Annotated in this window: 20 protein-coding genes; 11 read left to right on the top strand and 9 right to left on the bottom strand. The window is 37.6% G+C overall.

What is annotated here, in order from left to right:
* The first annotated feature begins 6 nt into the window (after nucleotides 1-6).
* Both P9E47_RS05395 and P9E47_RS05390 read left to right on the top strand, forming a co-directional pair.
* Nucleotides 7-1,683 (top strand): GAF domain-containing sensor histidine kinase, encoded by a 1,677-nt coding sequence (locus P9E47_RS05395; RefSeq protein WP_003331319.1) that lies wholly within the window; start codon nucleotides 7-9, stop codon nucleotides 1,681-1,683.
* 21 nt (nucleotides 1,684-1,704) lie between these two features.
* Nucleotides 1,705-3,198, top strand: coding sequence for a sigma-54-dependent transcriptional regulator (locus P9E47_RS05390; RefSeq protein ID WP_326162761.1), 1,494 nt, complete (start codon nucleotides 1,705-1,707; stop codon nucleotides 3,196-3,198).
* Nucleotides 3,199-3,231: 33 nt separating this feature from the next.
* Here P9E47_RS05390 and P9E47_RS05385 read toward each other — a convergent pair whose 3' ends face one another.
* The 3 genes from P9E47_RS05385 to P9E47_RS05375 all read right to left on the bottom strand — a co-directional run bounded on the left by P9E47_RS05385 (nucleotide 3,232) and on the right by P9E47_RS05375 (nucleotide 6,482).
* Complete coding sequence (locus P9E47_RS05385) at nucleotides 3,232-3,594, bottom strand: DUF779 domain-containing protein (RefSeq protein ID WP_326162760.1); 363 nt, start codon at nucleotides 3,592-3,594, stop codon at nucleotides 3,232-3,234.
* 18 nt (nucleotides 3,595-3,612) lie between these two features.
* Entirely contained in the window at nucleotides 3,613-5,133 is a 1,521-nt protein-coding gene (exaC, locus tag P9E47_RS05380; protein WP_326162758.1) for an acetaldehyde dehydrogenase ExaC, read from the bottom strand.
* 188 nt (nucleotides 5,134-5,321) lie between these two features.
* Entirely contained in the window at nucleotides 5,322-6,482 is a 1,161-nt protein-coding gene (locus tag P9E47_RS05375) for an iron-containing alcohol dehydrogenase (RefSeq protein ID WP_003331315.1), read from the bottom strand.
* 636 nt (nucleotides 6,483-7,118) lie between these two features.
* Between P9E47_RS05375 and P9E47_RS05370 the strand changes: the two genes are divergently transcribed.
* Nucleotides 7,119-7,625 (top strand): DoxX family protein, encoded by a 507-nt coding sequence (locus tag P9E47_RS05370; protein WP_003331314.1) that lies wholly within the window; start codon nucleotides 7,119-7,121, stop codon nucleotides 7,623-7,625.
* A gap of 35 nt (nucleotides 7,626-7,660) precedes the next feature.
* The gene (locus tag P9E47_RS05365; protein ID WP_003331312.1) at nucleotides 7,661-8,167 is read left to right on the top strand and encodes a DoxX family protein; all 507 of its coding nucleotides are present in this window, start codon (nucleotides 7,661-7,663) and stop codon (nucleotides 8,165-8,167) included.
* Between the two features lie 78 nt (nucleotides 8,168-8,245).
* On the opposite strand, the gene P9E47_RS05360 is transcribed toward P9E47_RS05365, so the two are convergent.
* Nucleotides 8,246-8,425: a YfhD family protein gene (locus P9E47_RS05360; protein ID WP_003331311.1), complete on the bottom strand. Its 180-nt coding sequence runs from the start codon at nucleotides 8,423-8,425 to the stop codon at nucleotides 8,246-8,248.
* 199 nt (nucleotides 8,426-8,624) lie between these two features.
* Nucleotides 8,625-8,759, bottom strand: coding sequence for a YfhE family protein (locus P9E47_RS05355; RefSeq protein ID WP_081585742.1), 135 nt, complete (start codon nucleotides 8,757-8,759; stop codon nucleotides 8,625-8,627).
* Between the two features lie 306 nt (nucleotides 8,760-9,065).
* Here P9E47_RS05355 and recX point away from each other — a divergent pair, with 306 nt between their 5' ends.
* On the top strand, nucleotides 9,066-9,884 hold the full coding sequence (gene recX / locus P9E47_RS05350) for a recombination regulator RecX (RefSeq protein ID WP_326162757.1): 819 nt from the start codon (nucleotides 9,066-9,068) through the stop codon (nucleotides 9,882-9,884).
* A gap of 66 nt (nucleotides 9,885-9,950) precedes the next feature.
* On the top strand, nucleotides 9,951-10,268 hold the full coding sequence (locus P9E47_RS05345; protein ID WP_003332729.1) for a YfhH family protein: 318 nt from the start codon (nucleotides 9,951-9,953) through the stop codon (nucleotides 10,266-10,268).
* Nucleotides 10,269-10,463: 195 nt separating this feature from the next.
* Here P9E47_RS05345 and P9E47_RS05340 read toward each other — a convergent pair whose 3' ends face one another.
* From P9E47_RS05340 to P9E47_RS05330, 3 genes are all read right to left on the bottom strand, one after another.
* Complete coding sequence (locus P9E47_RS05340; protein ID WP_003331923.1) at nucleotides 10,464-10,619, bottom strand: YpzG family protein; 156 nt, start codon at nucleotides 10,617-10,619, stop codon at nucleotides 10,464-10,466.
* Nucleotides 10,620-10,635: 16 nt separating this feature from the next.
* On the bottom strand, nucleotides 10,636-10,794 hold the full coding sequence (gene sspK / locus P9E47_RS05335) for a small, acid-soluble spore protein K (protein ID WP_003331922.1): 159 nt from the start codon (nucleotides 10,792-10,794) through the stop codon (nucleotides 10,636-10,638).
* 74 nt (nucleotides 10,795-10,868) lie between these two features.
* A complete protein-coding gene (locus P9E47_RS05330) occupies nucleotides 10,869-11,852 on the bottom strand; it encodes a metal-dependent hydrolase (RefSeq protein WP_003331921.1) in 984 nt (327 codons plus the stop codon).
* 140 nt (nucleotides 11,853-11,992) lie between these two features.
* On the opposite strand from P9E47_RS05330, the gene mutY reads away from it, so the two are divergent.
* Together mutY and P9E47_RS05320 are read left to right on the top strand one after the other, a co-directional pair.
* Entirely contained in the window at nucleotides 11,993-13,087 is a 1,095-nt protein-coding gene (gene mutY / locus P9E47_RS05325) for an A/G-specific adenine glycosylase (protein WP_003331920.1), read from the top strand.
* Nucleotides 13,088-13,192: 105 nt separating this feature from the next.
* Nucleotides 13,193-14,110 (top strand): L,D-transpeptidase, encoded by a 918-nt coding sequence (locus tag P9E47_RS05320; RefSeq protein WP_003331919.1) that lies wholly within the window; start codon nucleotides 13,193-13,195, stop codon nucleotides 14,108-14,110.
* A gap of 69 nt (nucleotides 14,111-14,179) precedes the next feature.
* Here the strand turns inward: P9E47_RS05320 and P9E47_RS05315 are convergent, their stop codons facing one another.
* A complete protein-coding gene (locus tag P9E47_RS05315) occupies nucleotides 14,180-14,362 on the bottom strand; it encodes a hypothetical protein (protein WP_003331917.1) in 183 nt (60 codons plus the stop codon).
* Nucleotides 14,363-14,533: 171 nt separating this feature from the next.
* Here P9E47_RS05315 and P9E47_RS05310 point away from each other — a divergent pair, with 171 nt between their 5' ends.
* The 3 genes from P9E47_RS05310 to ntdP all read left to right on the top strand — a co-directional run bounded on the left by P9E47_RS05310 (nucleotide 14,534) and on the right by ntdP (nucleotide 16,464).
* Nucleotides 14,534-14,731, top strand: a complete 198-nt coding sequence (locus tag P9E47_RS05310; protein WP_003331916.1) for a gamma-type small acid-soluble spore protein — start codon at nucleotides 14,534-14,536, stop codon at nucleotides 14,729-14,731.
* Between the two features lie 152 nt (nucleotides 14,732-14,883).
* Entirely contained in the window at nucleotides 14,884-15,843 is a 960-nt protein-coding gene (locus P9E47_RS05305) for a bile acid:sodium symporter family protein (protein WP_326162756.1), read from the top strand.
* Nucleotides 15,844-15,933: 90 nt separating this feature from the next.
* Nucleotides 15,934-16,464, top strand: a complete 531-nt coding sequence (gene ntdP, locus P9E47_RS05300; protein WP_003331914.1) for a nucleoside tri-diphosphate phosphatase — start codon at nucleotides 15,934-15,936, stop codon at nucleotides 16,462-16,464.
* Nucleotides 16,465-16,519: the final 55 nt, after the last annotated feature.

Raw genomic sequence — 16,519 nt, 5'->3', positions numbered from 1 at the left:
CTGGTTATGTCTGTGCTAAAAAGCAAACAGGAGATGATTGACCTGCTTACTGGTGTTAAGGCATCAAAGCGGAATTATTATACCGAATTAATAAAAACCAATGCCCAGCTAAAAAAGAAAAATATGAAGCTTGAAATTATTAATGATGTGATGAAAAGCTTTAACGTCGATATGTGCATGGATGATATGTTGAAAAATATTTTGAATAAGTTAAAAGAGCTTTACACATTTAACCGTTTAAGTTTGTCAATTTATGAGGATGGTCATTTAATTTTAACCAATGTTTTTCCTTCGGATTCATTTTTTGTTAAGGTTGGCGAAGCTCTGCCAAGACAATATTCAACTTACTGGAACGTAATAGAACAAAGAAATGCCACCCAGATCCAATTTCCCAATCCTACAGCTTCTTCTCTAGAACAGGAAACCTTTGGTAAATTACATATAAAAAGTGTTTTTTTATTTCCGCTTATTAGTAAAAAGAAAATTATAGGTGTACTTAGCTTTGGAAGTAGACAAATGTTTGAATGTGAAGAAAATGATATTTTGTTTTTACAGCAATTAGCTGATCAGCTTGCTGTGTGTATTGAAAACTCAAGACTTTATAATGAGGTGTTGAGGGGGAATAAAGAATGGGAAGAAACATTTCGTTCAGTTCTGGATATGATTATCTTAGTGGATATGAATGGTACAATATTAAGGTTTAACAACTCTGTGAATAAGTTTTTTGGTCTATCAGATCAGCAATTATTTCAGAAAAAATGCAATGAGCTTTTAAGGGAACATTTAACATTGGAAGAGGAATGTCTGCTAGAAGAAAGCTTACGGACAAACACAATGACCAATGCGCAAATCAAATTTAATAACAATCGAATTTGTGATGTTTATACATATCCAGTCTACAATGATAGAAACGAAAAGCATGGAGTCATTTTATATATGAAGGATGTTACAGAAAAGCTTCATGCTGAAGTCCAATTAATTCAATCCGGTAAGCTGGCTGCATTAGGTGAAATGGCAGCAGGTGTTGCCCACGAGTTAAACAGTCCATTAACTGCGATATTGGGTAATTCCCAATTGTTGCTACGGGGAGCGAACAAAGCAGAAGCTTCCTATAAACTTTTAGAGGATATAAAAAATTGCGGTGATCGTTGCAAGAATATTATTCGGAATTTATTAACATTTTCTAGACAGGATGAGTATGTGCCGAAAGAATGCTATATTAACGAGGCGGTAATACAGGTCCTAAGCCTAATACGGTATCAAATTGAAAGGCAGAATATCAAGATTACGATTGAACTTAGCAATGAAATACCAGCAATTGCAGGGAATTTACAGCAAATAGAACAAATTGTGATCAACCTGCTATTAAATGCAAAGGATGCAGTGGAGGCAAGTACTTTTCATGAAAAATGGATTCTAATCGAAACCGATTTGGCAGAGGTAAATGGCGAATCATTTGTTTCATTATCTGTTATGGATAATGGAATCGGAATTGCAGAAAGCGACATATCTGAAATTTTTCGGCCTTTTTATACGACAAAACAGCAAAGTAAGGGGACAGGGTTAGGTTTACCAGTTAGTCTTGGGATCGCCAAAATGCACGGGGGTACGATAGAGGTGGAAAGTCAAGTAGGAGTTGGTAGCACTTTTACATTATTTCTGCCTGTGTGTTCTGGAAGATAATAGGGGATGAGGGATGATTCAATGACGCACGTGGCAATAATTGATGATGAGAGAGAAGTATGTACATTTTTAGAACATTTTTTAACTAGCAAGGGCTTTACGGTTAAAGTAGCCTATAGCGGGGAACAAAGTGATTTATTAATGGATGGACCTCCATTCCAATTGGCGATGATTGATGTAAAATTACCCGACACCAACGGTTTTGCTATTCTGAAAAAATTGAAAGAAAAACAACCGAATTGCAAGGTCATTATTATGACTGGGTTTAGTACAGTGAAGACAGCTATTGAAGCAATTAAGCTTGGTGCAAATGATTACATTGAAAAACCTTTTGATGACCTTGATCAGTTGGAAGCATTAATTGATGAGATGATCACTCATGATGCAAGTATAGTTCAGAGTGAAGCGAATCGGTTGGCGGGTGAAGTGGGCTTTATTACCGGTCAAAATGAAGAGATGAATCATTTACTAACAATTGCCTATAAGATAGCAAAGAAAAATATAAATGTACTCATCCAGGGAGAAACGGGAACGGGGAAGGAAGTTCTGGCTAAATTTATTCACCAAGCAAGTTGTCGAGCCGATCAAACATTTATCGGTGTAAACTGCGGCGCCTTATCAGAATCATTGTTGGAAAGTGAGCTGTTTGGTCATGAAAAAGGAGCGTTCACCGGTGCAACCCAACTTCGAAAAGGGTTATTTGAACTAGCGAACTCAGGGACGCTATTCCTTGATGAAATTGCTGAAGCTTCACCTGCTATTCAAGTAAAATTACTTCGTGTCTTAGAAACACGTGAGTTTATGAGAGTCGGTAGTGAAAAGGTATTTCGGACAAATGCACGAATAGTTGCTGCATCCCATGTCAATCTTGACGAAGCGGTTAGAGAGAAGAAATTCCGTCAGGATTTATTATACCGACTAAATGTTGTGAAGCTAGAAATTTTACCATTAAGAAAACGTATAGATGATATTTCCACACTTTTATCCCATTTCCTTGAGAAGTACGATGCACAGCACATAACATTTACAACGGAGGCCATGAGACTTTTGGAGACATACGATTGGCCGGGAAATATCAGGGAGCTTGTAAATGTAGTTACGCGGGCCATTACTCTATCAGAAGGGGAAACGACACAAATTACGAAGGATTACTTACCATGTTATATACAAAACACTAATAAAAAAGAGTATGAAGAAAAAGAAGTAAAACGATCTTTTTCCGAGTCTATTATAAATCATGAAAAAAGTCGAACCAACCCTTATTTTAGTGATCTTAAAAAATATTTAGATAATTGGAATGCTGAACTACTTTTTTATTGGCAAAGTGACCAAGCTGTCCCTTTAGAAGTAATTACAGAGAAAATAAAAGAATTGGAGGATGTAACGGGAAAGGCTTTTATTAAAAAAGCTTTGAATAGCACGCTTGGAAATCGAAAAAAAGCAGCAGATCTGTTAAAAATTACACCACGTCAATTACGTTATTTATTTAAGGAAAAGAAACACTCCCCACTATAAAATTATTGGGAGAGTGTTTCTTCAGTTATAAAACTATAGAAGTTTTCTTAATTCTTTATATTCCTCAGCTGTGAAAACACGGGATTGTGTTATGAAATGCCTATCTTCGACACTATCAAGGGAGAATGTTGCGCCACGTCCGGGAATAGCATCAATGATTAATTGGGTATGTTTCCAATACTCATATTGGCTTCTATGCATATAGAATGGGATGTTCCCGAGAGAGCCAAGGTAGATGTCTGAACCTCCCAAAAAGAAGTCATCCTTACCATAGCACATCGGAGCAGATCCATCGCAACAACCACCGGATTGATATAATAGGATTTGACCATGTTTCTTTCTAATAGATTCTATTAATTTTAGCGCCTCGTCTGTTGCAATAACACGTTCCACCATGTGCAACATCCTTTCGAATTAAAAGAAGCCTAGGGCATTTTTATTGTAATTTACTAATAGACATTTCGTTTGTTGATAGTGTTCCAGCATGATGGCATGGGTTTCACGACCAATACCTGACATTTTATAGCCGCCGAATGCCGCACCTGCCGGATATTGGTGATAAGTATTGGTCCAAACGCGACCGGCCTGAATTGCTCGAGCGGCACGGTAAGCAACATCGCCATTTCGTGACCATACACCTGCCCCTAAGCCATACATAGTATCATTGGCAATTTCCATTGCGTCCTCAAAGTCTTTGAATGTAGTAACACTCACGACTGGACCAAAAATTTCTTCCTGGAAAATCCGCATTTTATTATTACCTTTGAATACCGTTGGTTTAATGTAATATCCATTTTCAAGATGACCGCCAAGATGATTTTCTTCACCGCCAACTAATAGTTGTGCACCTTCTTCTTTGCCTAAGCCGATGTATGAAAGGATTTTTTCTTTTTGTTCCATAGAGGCCTGGGCCCCCATCATGACGTCGGTATCGAGTGGATTGCCAACTTTAATGGCTTCTACACGCTCCAAGGCACGCTCAATAAATTTATCGTAAATCGATTCTTGGATTAAGGCACGCGAAGGACAAGTACAAACTTCGCCTTGATTTAGCGCAAACATTACGAAACCTTCGATCGCCTTATCTAAGTATGCATCATCTTGATTCATAACATCTTCAAAGAATATATTAGGTGATTTTCCGCCTAATTCAAGTGTTACAGGGATGATATTTTCTGATGCGTATTGCATAATTTGACGTCCAACAGCTGTTGAGCCGGTAAATGCTACCTTCGCAATCCGCGGGTTTGTTGCTAGTGGTTTCCCAACTTCAATACCATAACCGTTTACAATATTAAGGACACCGGCAGGAAGTAAGTCCTCGATCAGCTCAACTAAGACCATAATCGATACGGGAGTTTGTTCTGCTGGTTTTAAAACGATACAGTTACCGGCAGCTAACGCTGGAGCTAGTTTCCAAGCGGCCATTAGTATCGGAAAATTCCATGGGATGATTTGTCCAACAACACCAAGTGGTTCGTGAAAATGGTAGGCCACAGTATCATGATCTAACTGACTTATCCGGTCTTCTTGTGCACGAATAACGCTTGCAAAATAACGGAAATGATCGATTGCTAAGGGAATATCAGCGTTTAATGTTTCACGCACCGCTTTCCCGTTTTCCCAAGTTTCAGCTACAGCCAACAGTTCTAAGTTTTCTTCAAGACGGTCTGCTATTCTATTTAAAATTAGAGCACGTTCAGCTGGTGAGGTTTTGCTCCAAGTTTCTTTTGCCGCATGGGCTGTATCTAAAGCTAATTCAATATCTTCAGCTGAAGAACGAGCAGCCAGAGTAAATATTTCTCCGGTTACAGGAGTCTTATTTTCAAAATATTGGCCTTTTACCGGGGGAACCCATTTGCCACCGATAAAGTTATCATATTTTTCTTTGAAATGGATAATAGCTCCTTTTGTATTTGGATTAGCATAAATCATAGATCGCTTTCCCCTTTTCTATTTTATACTATAAGAAAGTATAAAATTTTATGGATTATAGTATAAGAAAAGACATCGTAATTTGCCATTATGGGCAAATTACGTGTTTTTCTAAATAGAATCTTACCCACCGTCTGTTTCACTGGTGAGTAAGATGGATTTTAAAAAGATGACTTAATTAGGTTATGTTACAGTGCTGCACGAATCATGCCTTGTACATCATCTAAAGTTGCTTTACGAGGATTTGTGAACGAGCATGCATCCCTCATCGCGTTTTCTGCCAAAAGTGGGATATCTTCTTCTTTTACCCCAAGTTCTGTTAAGCTTCCTGGAATCCCAACATCCTTAGCAAGTGTTTCGATTGCCGTTAGTGCTATTTCTGCAGCTGCTCTCGTTGGTAAACCGCTTACATTTTCTCCTAAAGCGATGGCGATATCAACAAATCGCTCCGGTTTCGCAATTAAATTGAATCGTTCAACGTGTGGCAGAAGGACAGCATTACATACACCATGTGGTAAATTATAAAATCCACCTAACTGATGGGCGATTGCATGAACATAACCTAAGGAAGCATTATTAAATGCCATTCCTCCTAAAAACTGCGCATAGCACATATTGTTTCTGGCATCAATATCTTCGCCATTCGCAACTGCAGCTCGAAGGTTTTGGCTTACTAGACGGATCGTTTGCAGGGCGCAGGCATCTGTAATCGGTGTTGCATCTGTAGAAACATAAGCTTCAATTGCATGAGTTAACGCATCCATTCCTGTTGCAGCTGTTAATCCTGCTGGCATCTTAACGGTGAGGATTGGATCATTGATTGAAATCAATGGTGTTGTATGTTTATCAACGATGGCCATTTTGATTTTTCTAGAGGTATCCGTAATAATACAGAAACGAGTCATTTCACTAGCTGTACCTGCTGTTGTATTAATCGCAACAAGTGGAATCATTGGTTCTTTTGACATGTCAACTCCCTCATAGTCATGAATTGTTCCACCATTTGATGCAACAAGTCCAATCCCCTTAGCGCAATCATGAGAACTTCCTCCTCCTAGAGAAATAATAGAATCGCAACCTAGTTCGCGGTATTGTTTTAACCCAGCTTCCACATTTAAATCGGTTGGGTTTGGCTCTGCGCCATCAAATATAGAAACTTCAACCCCTGCTTGACCAATAATGTTTGCAATTTCTTCTGCTACACCCATTTTGCTTAAGCCTTTGTCAGTAACAAGTAAAGATTTGTTACAACCTAGTGCTTTGATTCTTGGACCAGCTTCATTTACAGCACCAACTCCCATTAAATTGACTGTTGGCATAAAGAAACCATAAACCTTTTGATTTGCCATTGAAAATCTCCCCCTAGAAATTTAAATTTTAGAATCACTTTTGTAAATTGCAAGTACCGTGCCAAATATCTTTTTTGATAACAAAAAGAAAAAATAATAGGGAGATGTATGGATTAGCAGGCACTTAAGACCGGACAAAATATTGAAAATCAAGGAAAGGGCAATCGTAAAGAAACAAATTGTGCCAAATAATTGGCCGATTTAAACAATTAAATGGCTGTAAAAACAAAAACTTGTCTATATTGTGGAGCGCGGGTTAAACTATCAAATTATGAGAGAACTGTGAAGAATAGTTCTTAATTTGTGAAAACAGTGTGAAGAAGATGTGAATGCGTAATGAACAAATGATGTCAGCATTGTGAAGTTGATTGTTTAGTAGTTGGCTACGATGTATAGTTAAGACATAGAAAAGATATTAAAAAAAACACAAATAAAATACTTAATAAAACACTAAAGAAAGAGGTTAGTCCAATGGAGCAGTTAGTTGAATTATTGATAGAGGTTTAACAAATAGAATATTAATCAATTACACTCAAAAAAATTTTGCAGATATTGTGAAATATTGAGCAATCATATTCTTTTATCATATTCTATATTGATAACACGATTATTAAATTCGAAAAGGGGTTGAAAATCATGAAATGGATAAAAGGACCGCAAATGGCAGTTGTTTGGACAGTCGTTAGAATTTGGTTAGGTATACAATGGATTGAAGCCGGATGGCATAAAGTAGCAGATGGATTTGATGCAAGCGGATTTATGAAGGGTGCAATTGCAAACGCGACTGGTGATCACCCAGCAGTTCAAGCTTGGTACGCAGCATTTCTAGAAAACTTTGCATTACCAAACGCAGGACTGTTTAGTACCTTAGTTGCATGGGGTGAAGTACTTGTAGGCATCGGACTTATTGTTGGAGCAGCAACTATTCCTGCATTATTAGCCGGAGCATTTATGAACTTAAACTTCTTATTAGCGGGTACAACTAGCACTAACCCAATTCTTTATACAGTAGCAATCATCCTATTATTCGCTGGCACTGCAAGCTATTATTACGGAGCAGATCGTTTCTTAGTACCTTATATTAAAGAAAAGTTCGGCAAAAAAGGTGCAAAAAATGTAGAAGAAGGACATGCAACCGTTTAGTAATAAAAAACTTATGTTAAAGGAGTTGGAAAATCATGAGTTGGGCTAAAGGACCGAAGATGGCAATTGTTTGGACAATCGTAAGGGTTTGGTTAGGTATCCAATGGATTACAGGCGGATGGCATAAAGTAGCAGACGGATTTGATGCAAGTGGATTTATGCAAGGTGCAATCGCAAAAGCAGGCGGCGATCATCCAGCAGTACAAGCTTGGTACGCGGCATTTCTTGAAAATGTAGCATTACCAAACGCAAAACTATTTAGTTTCTTGGTAGCATATGGTGAAGTATTAGTAGGTATTGGACTTGTTGTCGGTGTTGCAACCATTCCTGCACTATTAGCTGGAGCATTCATGAACTTAAACTTCTTATTAGCAGGAACAACTAGCACAAACCCAATCCTCTTTACAGTCGCAGTAATCTTATTAGGAACAGGTGCTGCAAGCTACTATTACGGTGGTGACCGCTTCCTAGTACCGTACATCAAAGAAAAGTTTGGCAAAAAAGGTGCGAAGAATGCAGCGGAAGGTGGAGCAACAGTTTAACTAAACAATGTGAGGGAGATGCCTGATTAACGGCATCCCCCTTTTTACTGAGCCGCAGTTCCCGACCCCATGGCTCCATTAAGATTTAGCTCTTCTGTCCGCTGCCTCTGACCGAGCTTGTGCTTCTAAATCTGCAGCATCTGCAAGCTCCTCGGAAAATTCAATGTCACGACCATCTGCTGATGTTTTTGCGTATTTTGGTGTTTGTGGCATGCTTGATGCGTTGTTATCTCCTTGATGACTTTGTCCTCTTGTCATGTAAATTCCCCTTTCGGATTTCAAATTTGGTATGTGCATCGTTGTCTAGCTTCAGCTCCCAGCGACTAGTAAACTTCGCCCACCTCCCTACGATAAGTCAACATCGACTCTCTACGCTCGTCGCCGGATATCCTTTATCTCAGTCGATGTGCTCCAGTTTATACGTCGCTAACCGGTCACTTCTGCTTTTCTATGTAACTTAAGAATTTGGATTTGGTGGGACGAATCCACCAGCCCTGTCAGCCATTTTAAATTCCCGCGAATATAATACTTCCTGTGTTGACGTTAAAGTTCTTCTGTTTTCTTTGTCACGCCTTGCTTTACTTTTTGCCACTGTATTTTCCTCGCTTTCTATAGATCAAATGCGCCTTGGCGTATTTGCGCCCAGAGTTTTTCGAGCTTGCTCGAAAAACTACCTTTAAAAATCGCAAGGCTCGCCGGAGGCTTTAACTATATTCAGTCGGGATTGTACATCCTCTGAATAAAATGACTAATTCGGATTCATCCACCACTTGTGGAGGTGGGGAACTTCTGCTGAATATAGTTAATTACTTTAGAAGTATGAACCTTTAAATGAAAAGTTATTCAATCTATTAGCAGTCCTTTTAGGTATAATAAATAGGAATGGGGGAATATTTTTGTGATAAAAATTAGTAAAATTACAACCCAAACCAAAAATATCGAGCGTTTTAATATATATATTGACAAGGGAAATGGAGAGGAATATGGTTTTAGCGTCGACCAGGATGTATTGATTGAATTTCAAATTCGAAAAGGTAATACATATACAGAAGTAGAAATTAATGAAATCCTATATAAGGATGAAATAAAAAAAGCCTTTAACCTCGCATTAAAGTTTTTATCCTATCGGATGCGGGCAGAAATGGAAATCCGTGATTATTTATACAAGAAGGATTATTCTGAGGATATTGCTGGGATTGTTATAGAAAGACTTAAAAAACACCAATATGTAAATGATCTGGAATTTGCGAAAGCCTTTGTGCGGTCGAGAATCGTGAATTCAGCTAAAGGACCATTATTAATAAGACAAGAGCTACAACAAAAAGGGATTTCAGAGGCAAATATTCAAGAGAGCTTAAAGGAATTCCCTGAAGAAACACAATTAGACATCGCCTTTCATTTTGCTGAAAAAAATGCTAAACAAAATAAAACGATATCTGATTACCAGATAAAACAAAAAATAGGACAAGCATTACTCGCAAAAGGCTTTTCTCAACCTATCGTTAAAACAGCCTTATCTGAAATTGTGATTGAAAAAGATGAGGAGCAAAAATTTCAGGCCATATCCAAACAAAGTGAAAAAGCCTATAAAAGATATAGTAGCAAATTTGAAGGCTGGGAGCTTGACCAAAAAGTGAAACAATACTTGTATCAACGGGGTTTTAAATCAGAGGAAATTGAGTCTTTTTTAACCCGTAACAAAGAGGACTACCCATAAAATTTTTGTCACAACAATAAAAATACATTATACTAAAAAGATAAGAAATGAGCTGGAGTGGGAAAAATGGAGAAACGTTTTAGTGAAATGTCAGAATATGAAATAAAGCTTGAAATTGGTAAGTTTCAAGAAAAGGCTAGAAAAGCGGAACAAATGGGTATGGTAAGTGAATATTCCGTTTATGAAAGAAAAATTGCGATGGCTAAGGCCTATCTATTAAGTCCGAGTAATTTCCATCCTGGAGAAGTTTACGAAATTGAAGGGGCACCAGGAGTGCTTTTCAAAATTGATCGTTTGAAAGGTGTATTTGCGTGGGGATTCCGCGAAGGAAATCAAGAGGAAGAAGGAATACCGATTTCATTATTAAGAAAACCAGAGAAGTAATGGCTTCTCTGGTTTTATAATGAGGTCAATTTTTATTGTCTAGGTCCAGCGCCTATCGCCTAGCAAACTTCAGGTCTCCTCCCTACGATAAGTCAACTAAGAATTGCTAACGTAATTCAAGCTTCCTTTATCGCTGTCGTTGTCCCCTCCAGTTTGTACGGCGATGAGCAAGGCGCTTCCGCTTTTCTTGTGTGGTTAGGACTGTTTTCTTGTTTCTCGACGTAATATTATCGTATTTAATGGCTCCATTGTCTCGCCGTTAACTTGACTCCAGGCATGCTTTGGATTTGCATGTCCTTTTATAAAAGGATTCTGATATCGGTTGTTATAGAACTTTTTATGTTGAGCCATGAAAAATCATCCTCCTTTACTCTTCTGGACGGTTTTCGTTCGACTTACGCATACGTTCTTGTGGATGAGTATTGATTTGCCCATTTGCTCTTAGTGAAGAATATTTTGCTTTAGCACGCGGCTCACCTTTAATGTTCATATGGGAAGGAAAATTGTTTTCTTTATTCCGGACCATTCGGAACCCCTCCTTACATGTGTGTGAATGTCCTTTTGAACATCCATTACATAGTATGGATATTTTCATCAACCTTAATTCTCTGGAGCAATTACTAATTTTTTCATCAATTTTTCTTCACTAAAAATCCAACCAGTATAGGAGCTCACAATATTTAATTCTTGATCTAGCTGGACAACGGCAACGAATGGATAGTATCCTTTAGAGCGGTACCTTAAATCAATAAATCTGACTTCATAATGGTCATTATATTCATCAATTTCCCAGCGATAAACTGGAGAAAACGATAAAAATGCCGAAAGATTTTCGTCCTTCATCGCTGCTTTCATTACTGACGTATCGGGAACAGGAATTTTTTCATATTCATCTAAAAAGTTAATTTCATTATTAACAGCACGAGCAACGTAAAATCTAGTTTCACTTGAAATAGCTAAATGCCACTGGTTGAATCGGTAGGTTGGTGAAACAATAATTTGCGTAGCATCAGGAATATGCTTTTTAACTTTATGAACAATCAGCCTTTTCGTATTGTAACGAACTAGGTAGTAGCCGGCTAAGACGATATAGACACCTAAGAAAGTATAACCCGGGTGTGTTCCGTAACGCCAAATGGCAATACCAACAATATGGGCAAAAAAGATAAATGGGTCGAACGTGTTAATAATACCTAAGGCTACCCATTTTTTGGAGAATGGCCTTAAGGCCTGGGTTCCATATGCATTAAAAATATCAACAAAAACATGCAAGATGACGGCAATAAATGTCCAAACCCATAAATGAAATAAATCAGAGCTTGGTGAAAAAGCATAGATGATGCCTGTTATTAACAATGGCCATAACAATACAGCGGGAATAGAATGAGTGATACCTCGATGATTTCTAATGTACTTTGCATTATTCTTAAGCTTCATGATTGTATCTAAGTCAGGTGCTTGAGAACCAATAAGTGTTCCGAACAATACTGCCTGGGCAGTAATATCATGGTTTGCAACAACAGGATCGAGGGTTGCTAGTCCTCCTAGAGCAATACCCATAACAACGTGGGTGCCTGTATCCATTAGCGGAGCCTCCTATGTTTTTTACTATAATAATCATTAGTTCACCTGTATTATACTTCAAAAGGTGGGTTTTAATTTGTAAAACAATTTACAAATTTTTGTATCCTATACTTTTATTTTAACACCGGGGAGGTACTTCTGTGGAAGCCAAATTAGAAAAAATATTAAACAATTTTGATAAGTTAAAATTTCAATTCGATCTTATACAATGGTTTTTAAATGAACAACGGATATTGCCTTGGCGGCAGGATAAAGATCCTTATAAAATTTGGGTGTCAGAAATCATGCTGCAACAAACAAGGGTGGAGACCGTGATACCGTACTTTACTAATTTTATTGAAAAATTTCCATCACCTGAAAGCTTAGCAAAGGCCGAAGAGGAACATGTATTAAAAGCATGGGAAGGCTTGGGCTATTACTCAAGAGCACGTAATCTTCAAAGTGCCGTAAAAGAAGTTGTCGCTGAATATGGCGGCAAGGTACCCGATAATGTGGAAGAATTATCGAAGTTAAAAGGTGTCGGACCTTATACTCAGGGTGCAATCTTAAGCATTGCCTATAATATTCCTGAGCCGGCTGTAGACGGAAATGTAATGCGGGTCTTATCACGAATTCTTTTGATTAAAGATGATATTGCAAAAGTCAGTACAAGAAAGTTATTTGAAAATATCGTGAGGGAAATTATTTCGGTTGACCAGCCTTCCGAATTTAATCAAAGCTTGATGGAATTAGGGGCGTTAGTTTGTACACCCAAATCCCCTTCCTGTTTATTATGTCCGGTTCAAAATCATTGCCGGGCATTTAGTGAAGGCATTCAACATGAACTGCCATATAAAACGACGAAAAAAAAGGTGAAAGAGGTTTTCATCACCGCCTTAATTTTAAAAAATAAAACGGGAGAAATATTAGTTCAGAAAAGACCGAATGAAGGGCTCTTGGCAAATTTATGGGAACTTCCAAACCATGAACTTCAATTAAATAGTATGCACGGAGAGAGTGAACAGATACAAAGATTTATGAAAGAAAAATACAATTTGGATGTGACGGTTGGCGACCATTTTATGAATTTAAAGCATGAGTTTTCTCATTTGGTCTGGAAAATAGATGTTTACCCTGCTTATACAGATGGGGCGTTACCAAAAGCCGACAACAGCCAGTTTGTGTCAAGGGAGGAATTGTCCAAGCTCCCATTCCCTGTGTCATACAAAAAAATTATTTCTGAAATCCAATGGTAAAGATCTCCTGTATAATAAGATTATAGTAATGAATAGAGTTTTATCCACATAGAATGCCCATAGAGTATTACGCAAAGGCGTATTTGATAGAGAGGGGAATGGGTAGTGGTAAAAAAGGGTCTGTATTCATTCATTATTTTCAGTTTAATTACTGTAATGTTCATGCCATTGAAAACAATTCAGGCAGCAGAAGTGGAGACAAGCTCCTACCTTATTATTAACAAGGCAGTTAATGAACTGGCCTATTTTAAAGATGGGGAATTAGTTAGAGTCTTCGATGTTGGGACAGGGAAAAGCAGGAAGCTAACGCCGGAAGGTACATTCAAAATTATTAATAAGGTGAAAAACCGCCCTTATTATAAAGAAAAGATTCCTGGTGGTTCACCGAAAAATCCACTGGGGGACCGCTGGATGGGCTTGGATGTACCTGGAACATGGGGACATACGTATGGGATCCATGGCAATAACAACGAAAGGTCAATAGGCAAGTATGTTAGCGCCGGCTGCATTCGTATGCATAATGAAGATGTCCGCTGGTTATATGATCAGATTCCTAACGGAACAACAGTGTTAATCACACACGAAAACAAAGATTTTCAATCGATTGCTTTAGATCATGGCTTAAATGTTAAATTACCTAAGATTGAAAAAGTGGATAAAAAAGTAACCATATTAGCTGAAAAGAGTTTGTATGAAAAACCTATTCAATATAAGGGCTATGTAAAGGCAAAAATTGCAGCCCAAACTGTTACAGCTTTTGAAGAAACGGATAACGGCTGGTACCATATTTATACCTGGTTTGGGGATGCTTGGATTTCAAAAGGAAACACTGTTGAAGGTCAACTTGTAAAGAAAGAAATGAAAGTGGCATTAACGACAGTAACCTCCTTATACGCTTCACCAAATGTGACGGCAGTTACGGTTGGAGCATTAAATCCACAAACAGTAAAATCATTTGAACAAATAGGCAACTGGCACCATATTTACACCTGGTTCGGTGATGCCTGGGTTTATATCGAATAGATAGAAACAAATTAAAGCAAAAGGCGGAAAGAGGCTGATAACCTCGCCGCCTTTTGCTGTCAATTTGCATTAGCCATCTAGACCTCCACGTGTTTCTATTTCTCTTATGATATCGTTTCTTATTGTCACTCCTTCAATATTTAAATAAGGTGCCATTTGCTGCAGCGATTTGTGGAAATAGGCTAGCTCGCTATCATCCCATTGCTGCATGGACATCATTGATAATTCTGTCATATCACGACCAGCGTACATAAATGTTTGGCCTCCTTTTAGATTCTTTCCTAATTTATTTTTTAATTGATCAGTGCATTTTATTCAAAATAAAATGTATAAAAATTTTTCGTATATAAAATAGACAACAGAACAAAATATACTCGTACAAGTCAAACAGAGGCTTGTAAAATTACTTTGGAGGTGCCTACGATGGCAAAAAGAAATAGTTTTTCCGGAACTAATATTCAAAATGTAAAACAACAAAACGCACAATCAGCAGGTGCTGGTGCAAATGCTGGTCAATTCGGAACAGAATTCGGCAGCGAAACTGATGTACAACAAGTGAGAGAGCAAAATGCTCAATCACAACGAAACAAAAACCAAAGTGTAACTGACGTAACTGAGTAATTAACAACAAAAAGCATTCCCTCATAAACGATGAAGGGAATGCTTTTTCTTTTCTGAAATAATCGTCTAATGCTCTCGTGAAAAAATAGTAGTATAATAAAAATATAGAACATTATTTTTCAGTTATTTTCAATTCGAAAGGATTTATTTATATGCTAGAAATGTTAAATAAAGCATTATTGAAATTCATGCCGATTATGACACCCACTAGTGTTATAATCGGCATACTTTTTACTGAAACTTTTAAACCTTATGCGTTTTTAGTACCATGGTTGTTTGCTTTTATGACGTTTTCGGGGAGCTTAAATTCAAAATTTGCGGATATTAAAACCGTCATCAAATATCCTCGTCCACTTTTTATTTGCTTAACTATTTTACATCTTATTATGCCATTACTTGCCTTTGGTGTTGGGAATGTAGCCTTTCGACATGATCCTAACACGATCATTGGGCTGGTACTAGCCTTTTTAATCCCAACGGGAGTGTCCAGTTTAGTATGGGTTACAATTTACAAAGGCAATGTGATCTTAACACTTGCTATTATTCTAATTGATTCTTTACTATCACCTATAGTTGTACCAACAATCCTGCATTTATTTTTTGGAACAACAGTTCATATGAATGGCATGGAAATCATGCAAGGATTAATTTGGATGATTGTTCTCCCTTCCATTGCTGGAATGCTATTGAATGAAGCAACAAAAGGAAAAATTAATCAGGTTCTAAAACCGAAGCTTGAACCGTTTTCGAAAATTTGTTTAGGGTTGGTTGTCGGACTGAATGGTGCTGTCATCGCTCCTTATTTTAAAGAAATAAATGCAAAGCTATTATTCATTACAGCTATTGTATTTATAGTTGCGTGTTCAGGATATGTTGTCAGTGGGTTAATTGCAAAGCTATTTAAAGAAGAAACCGATATCCAAATCGCCCTTATCTATAATGGCGGGATGAGAAATATTAGTGCTGGAGCTGTTATCGCGATCACCTATTTCCCGGCAGCAGTTGCTGTGCCGGTAATAATTGGAATGTTATTTCAACAAATTTTAGCTTCTTTTACCGGTACAGTTTTATCACGACAGGTAAAAAATTATACCTCTTTTGGAAATTTTTAAATAAGAATAGTTTTAAATTAGGCGGTAAACCGTTATAATATAGTATAAAAGTGGGTAAGTTTGCTTATTCGTAGAGAAAGGAAAGATAGTATGTTTGTCCCCAAGGCAGGAAGTAAAATACAAATACAAAGCTATAAGCATAGTGGGACTATACACCGTGTTTGGGAAGAAACTACTTTGTTAAAAGGGAACCGAACTGTAGCAATTGGTGCCAATGATCGGACACTTGTAACTGAATCAGATGGAAGGACATGGATAACAAGAGAACCTGCTATCTGCTATTTTCACGCCGACCACTGGTTTAATATTATCGGTATGCTTCGTGAAGATGGTGTGTATTATTATTGTAATCTTAGCTCACCTTTTGCTTGGGATGATCAAATTCTAAAATATATAGATTATGACTTGGATATTAAAGTATTTCCTGATATGACCTTTAATATTTTAGATGAAGATGAGTATGAATTGCATAGTAAGCAAATGAATTACCCAATGGAAATTGATTATATTCTTAAGAAAAACATGAATGATTTAATCAGGTGGATTCGAGAGCGGAAAGGACCGTTTGCACCTGATTTTATAGATAATTGGTATGAGAGATATTTAACGTACCGTTCTTAAAAGTACATATGGTATGATGAAAGGGGCTGGGACACAGCCCCTTTGCGTTTTCAGG

The sequence above is a fragment of the Schinkia azotoformans genome (genome assembly GCF_035811335.1).
GTDB lineage: Bacteria > Bacillota > Bacilli > Bacillales > Bacillaceae_J > Schinkia > Schinkia azotoformans.
The sequence above is the reverse complement of the archived record's forward strand: the minus strand, read 5'-3'. Positions and strand labels throughout refer to the sequence as shown.

Bases quoted from the DNA above. Each gene is read 5' to 3' on its own strand.
- P9E47_RS05395 (WP_003331319.1), top strand. From the start codon at position 7: ATGTCTGTGCTAAAAAGCAAACAGGAGATGATTGACCTGCTTACTGGT.
- P9E47_RS05310 (WP_003331916.1), top strand. From the start codon at position 14,534: ATGGCAAAAAGAAATAGTTTTTCCGGAACTAATATTCAAAATGTAAAA.
- P9E47_RS05360 (WP_003331311.1), bottom strand. From the start codon at position 8,425: ATGACAAGAGGACAAAGTCATCAAGGAGATAACAACGCATCAAGCATG.
- ntdP (WP_003331914.1), top strand. From the start codon at position 15,934: ATGTTTGTCCCCAAGGCAGGAAGTAAAATACAAATACAAAGCTATAAG.
- P9E47_RS05340 (WP_003331923.1), bottom strand. From the start codon at position 10,619: ATGGCTCAACATAAAAAGTTCTATAACAACCGATATCAGAATCCTTTT.
- P9E47_RS05370 (WP_003331314.1), top strand. From the start codon at position 7,119: ATGAAATGGATAAAAGGACCGCAAATGGCAGTTGTTTGGACAGTCGTT.
- P9E47_RS05305 (WP_326162756.1), top strand. From the start codon at position 14,884: ATGCTAGAAATGTTAAATAAAGCATTATTGAAATTCATGCCGATTATG.
- P9E47_RS05365 (WP_003331312.1), top strand. From the start codon at position 7,661: ATGAGTTGGGCTAAAGGACCGAAGATGGCAATTGTTTGGACAATCGTA.
- sspK (WP_003331922.1), bottom strand. From the start codon at position 10,794: ATGGTCCGGAATAAAGAAAACAATTTTCCTTCCCATATGAACATTAAA.
- P9E47_RS05330 (WP_003331921.1), bottom strand. From the start codon at position 11,852: ATGGATACAGGCACCCACGTTGTTATGGGTATTGCTCTAGGAGGACTA.
- P9E47_RS05390 (WP_326162761.1), top strand. From the start codon at position 1,705: ATGACGCACGTGGCAATAATTGATGATGAGAGAGAAGTATGTACATTT.
- exaC (WP_326162758.1), bottom strand. From the start codon at position 5,133: ATGATTTATGCTAATCCAAATACAAAAGGAGCTATTATCCATTTCAAA.
- P9E47_RS05375 (WP_003331315.1), bottom strand. From the start codon at position 6,482: ATGGCAAATCAAAAGGTTTATGGTTTCTTTATGCCAACAGTCAATTTA.
- P9E47_RS05315 (WP_003331917.1), bottom strand. From the start codon at position 14,362: ATGTACGCTGGTCGTGATATGACAGAATTATCAATGATGTCCATGCAG.
- P9E47_RS05385 (WP_326162760.1), bottom strand. From the start codon at position 3,594: ATGGTGGAACGTGTTATTGCAACAGACGAGGCGCTAAAATTAATAGAA.
- P9E47_RS05345 (WP_003332729.1), top strand. From the start codon at position 9,951: ATGGAGAAACGTTTTAGTGAAATGTCAGAATATGAAATAAAGCTTGAA.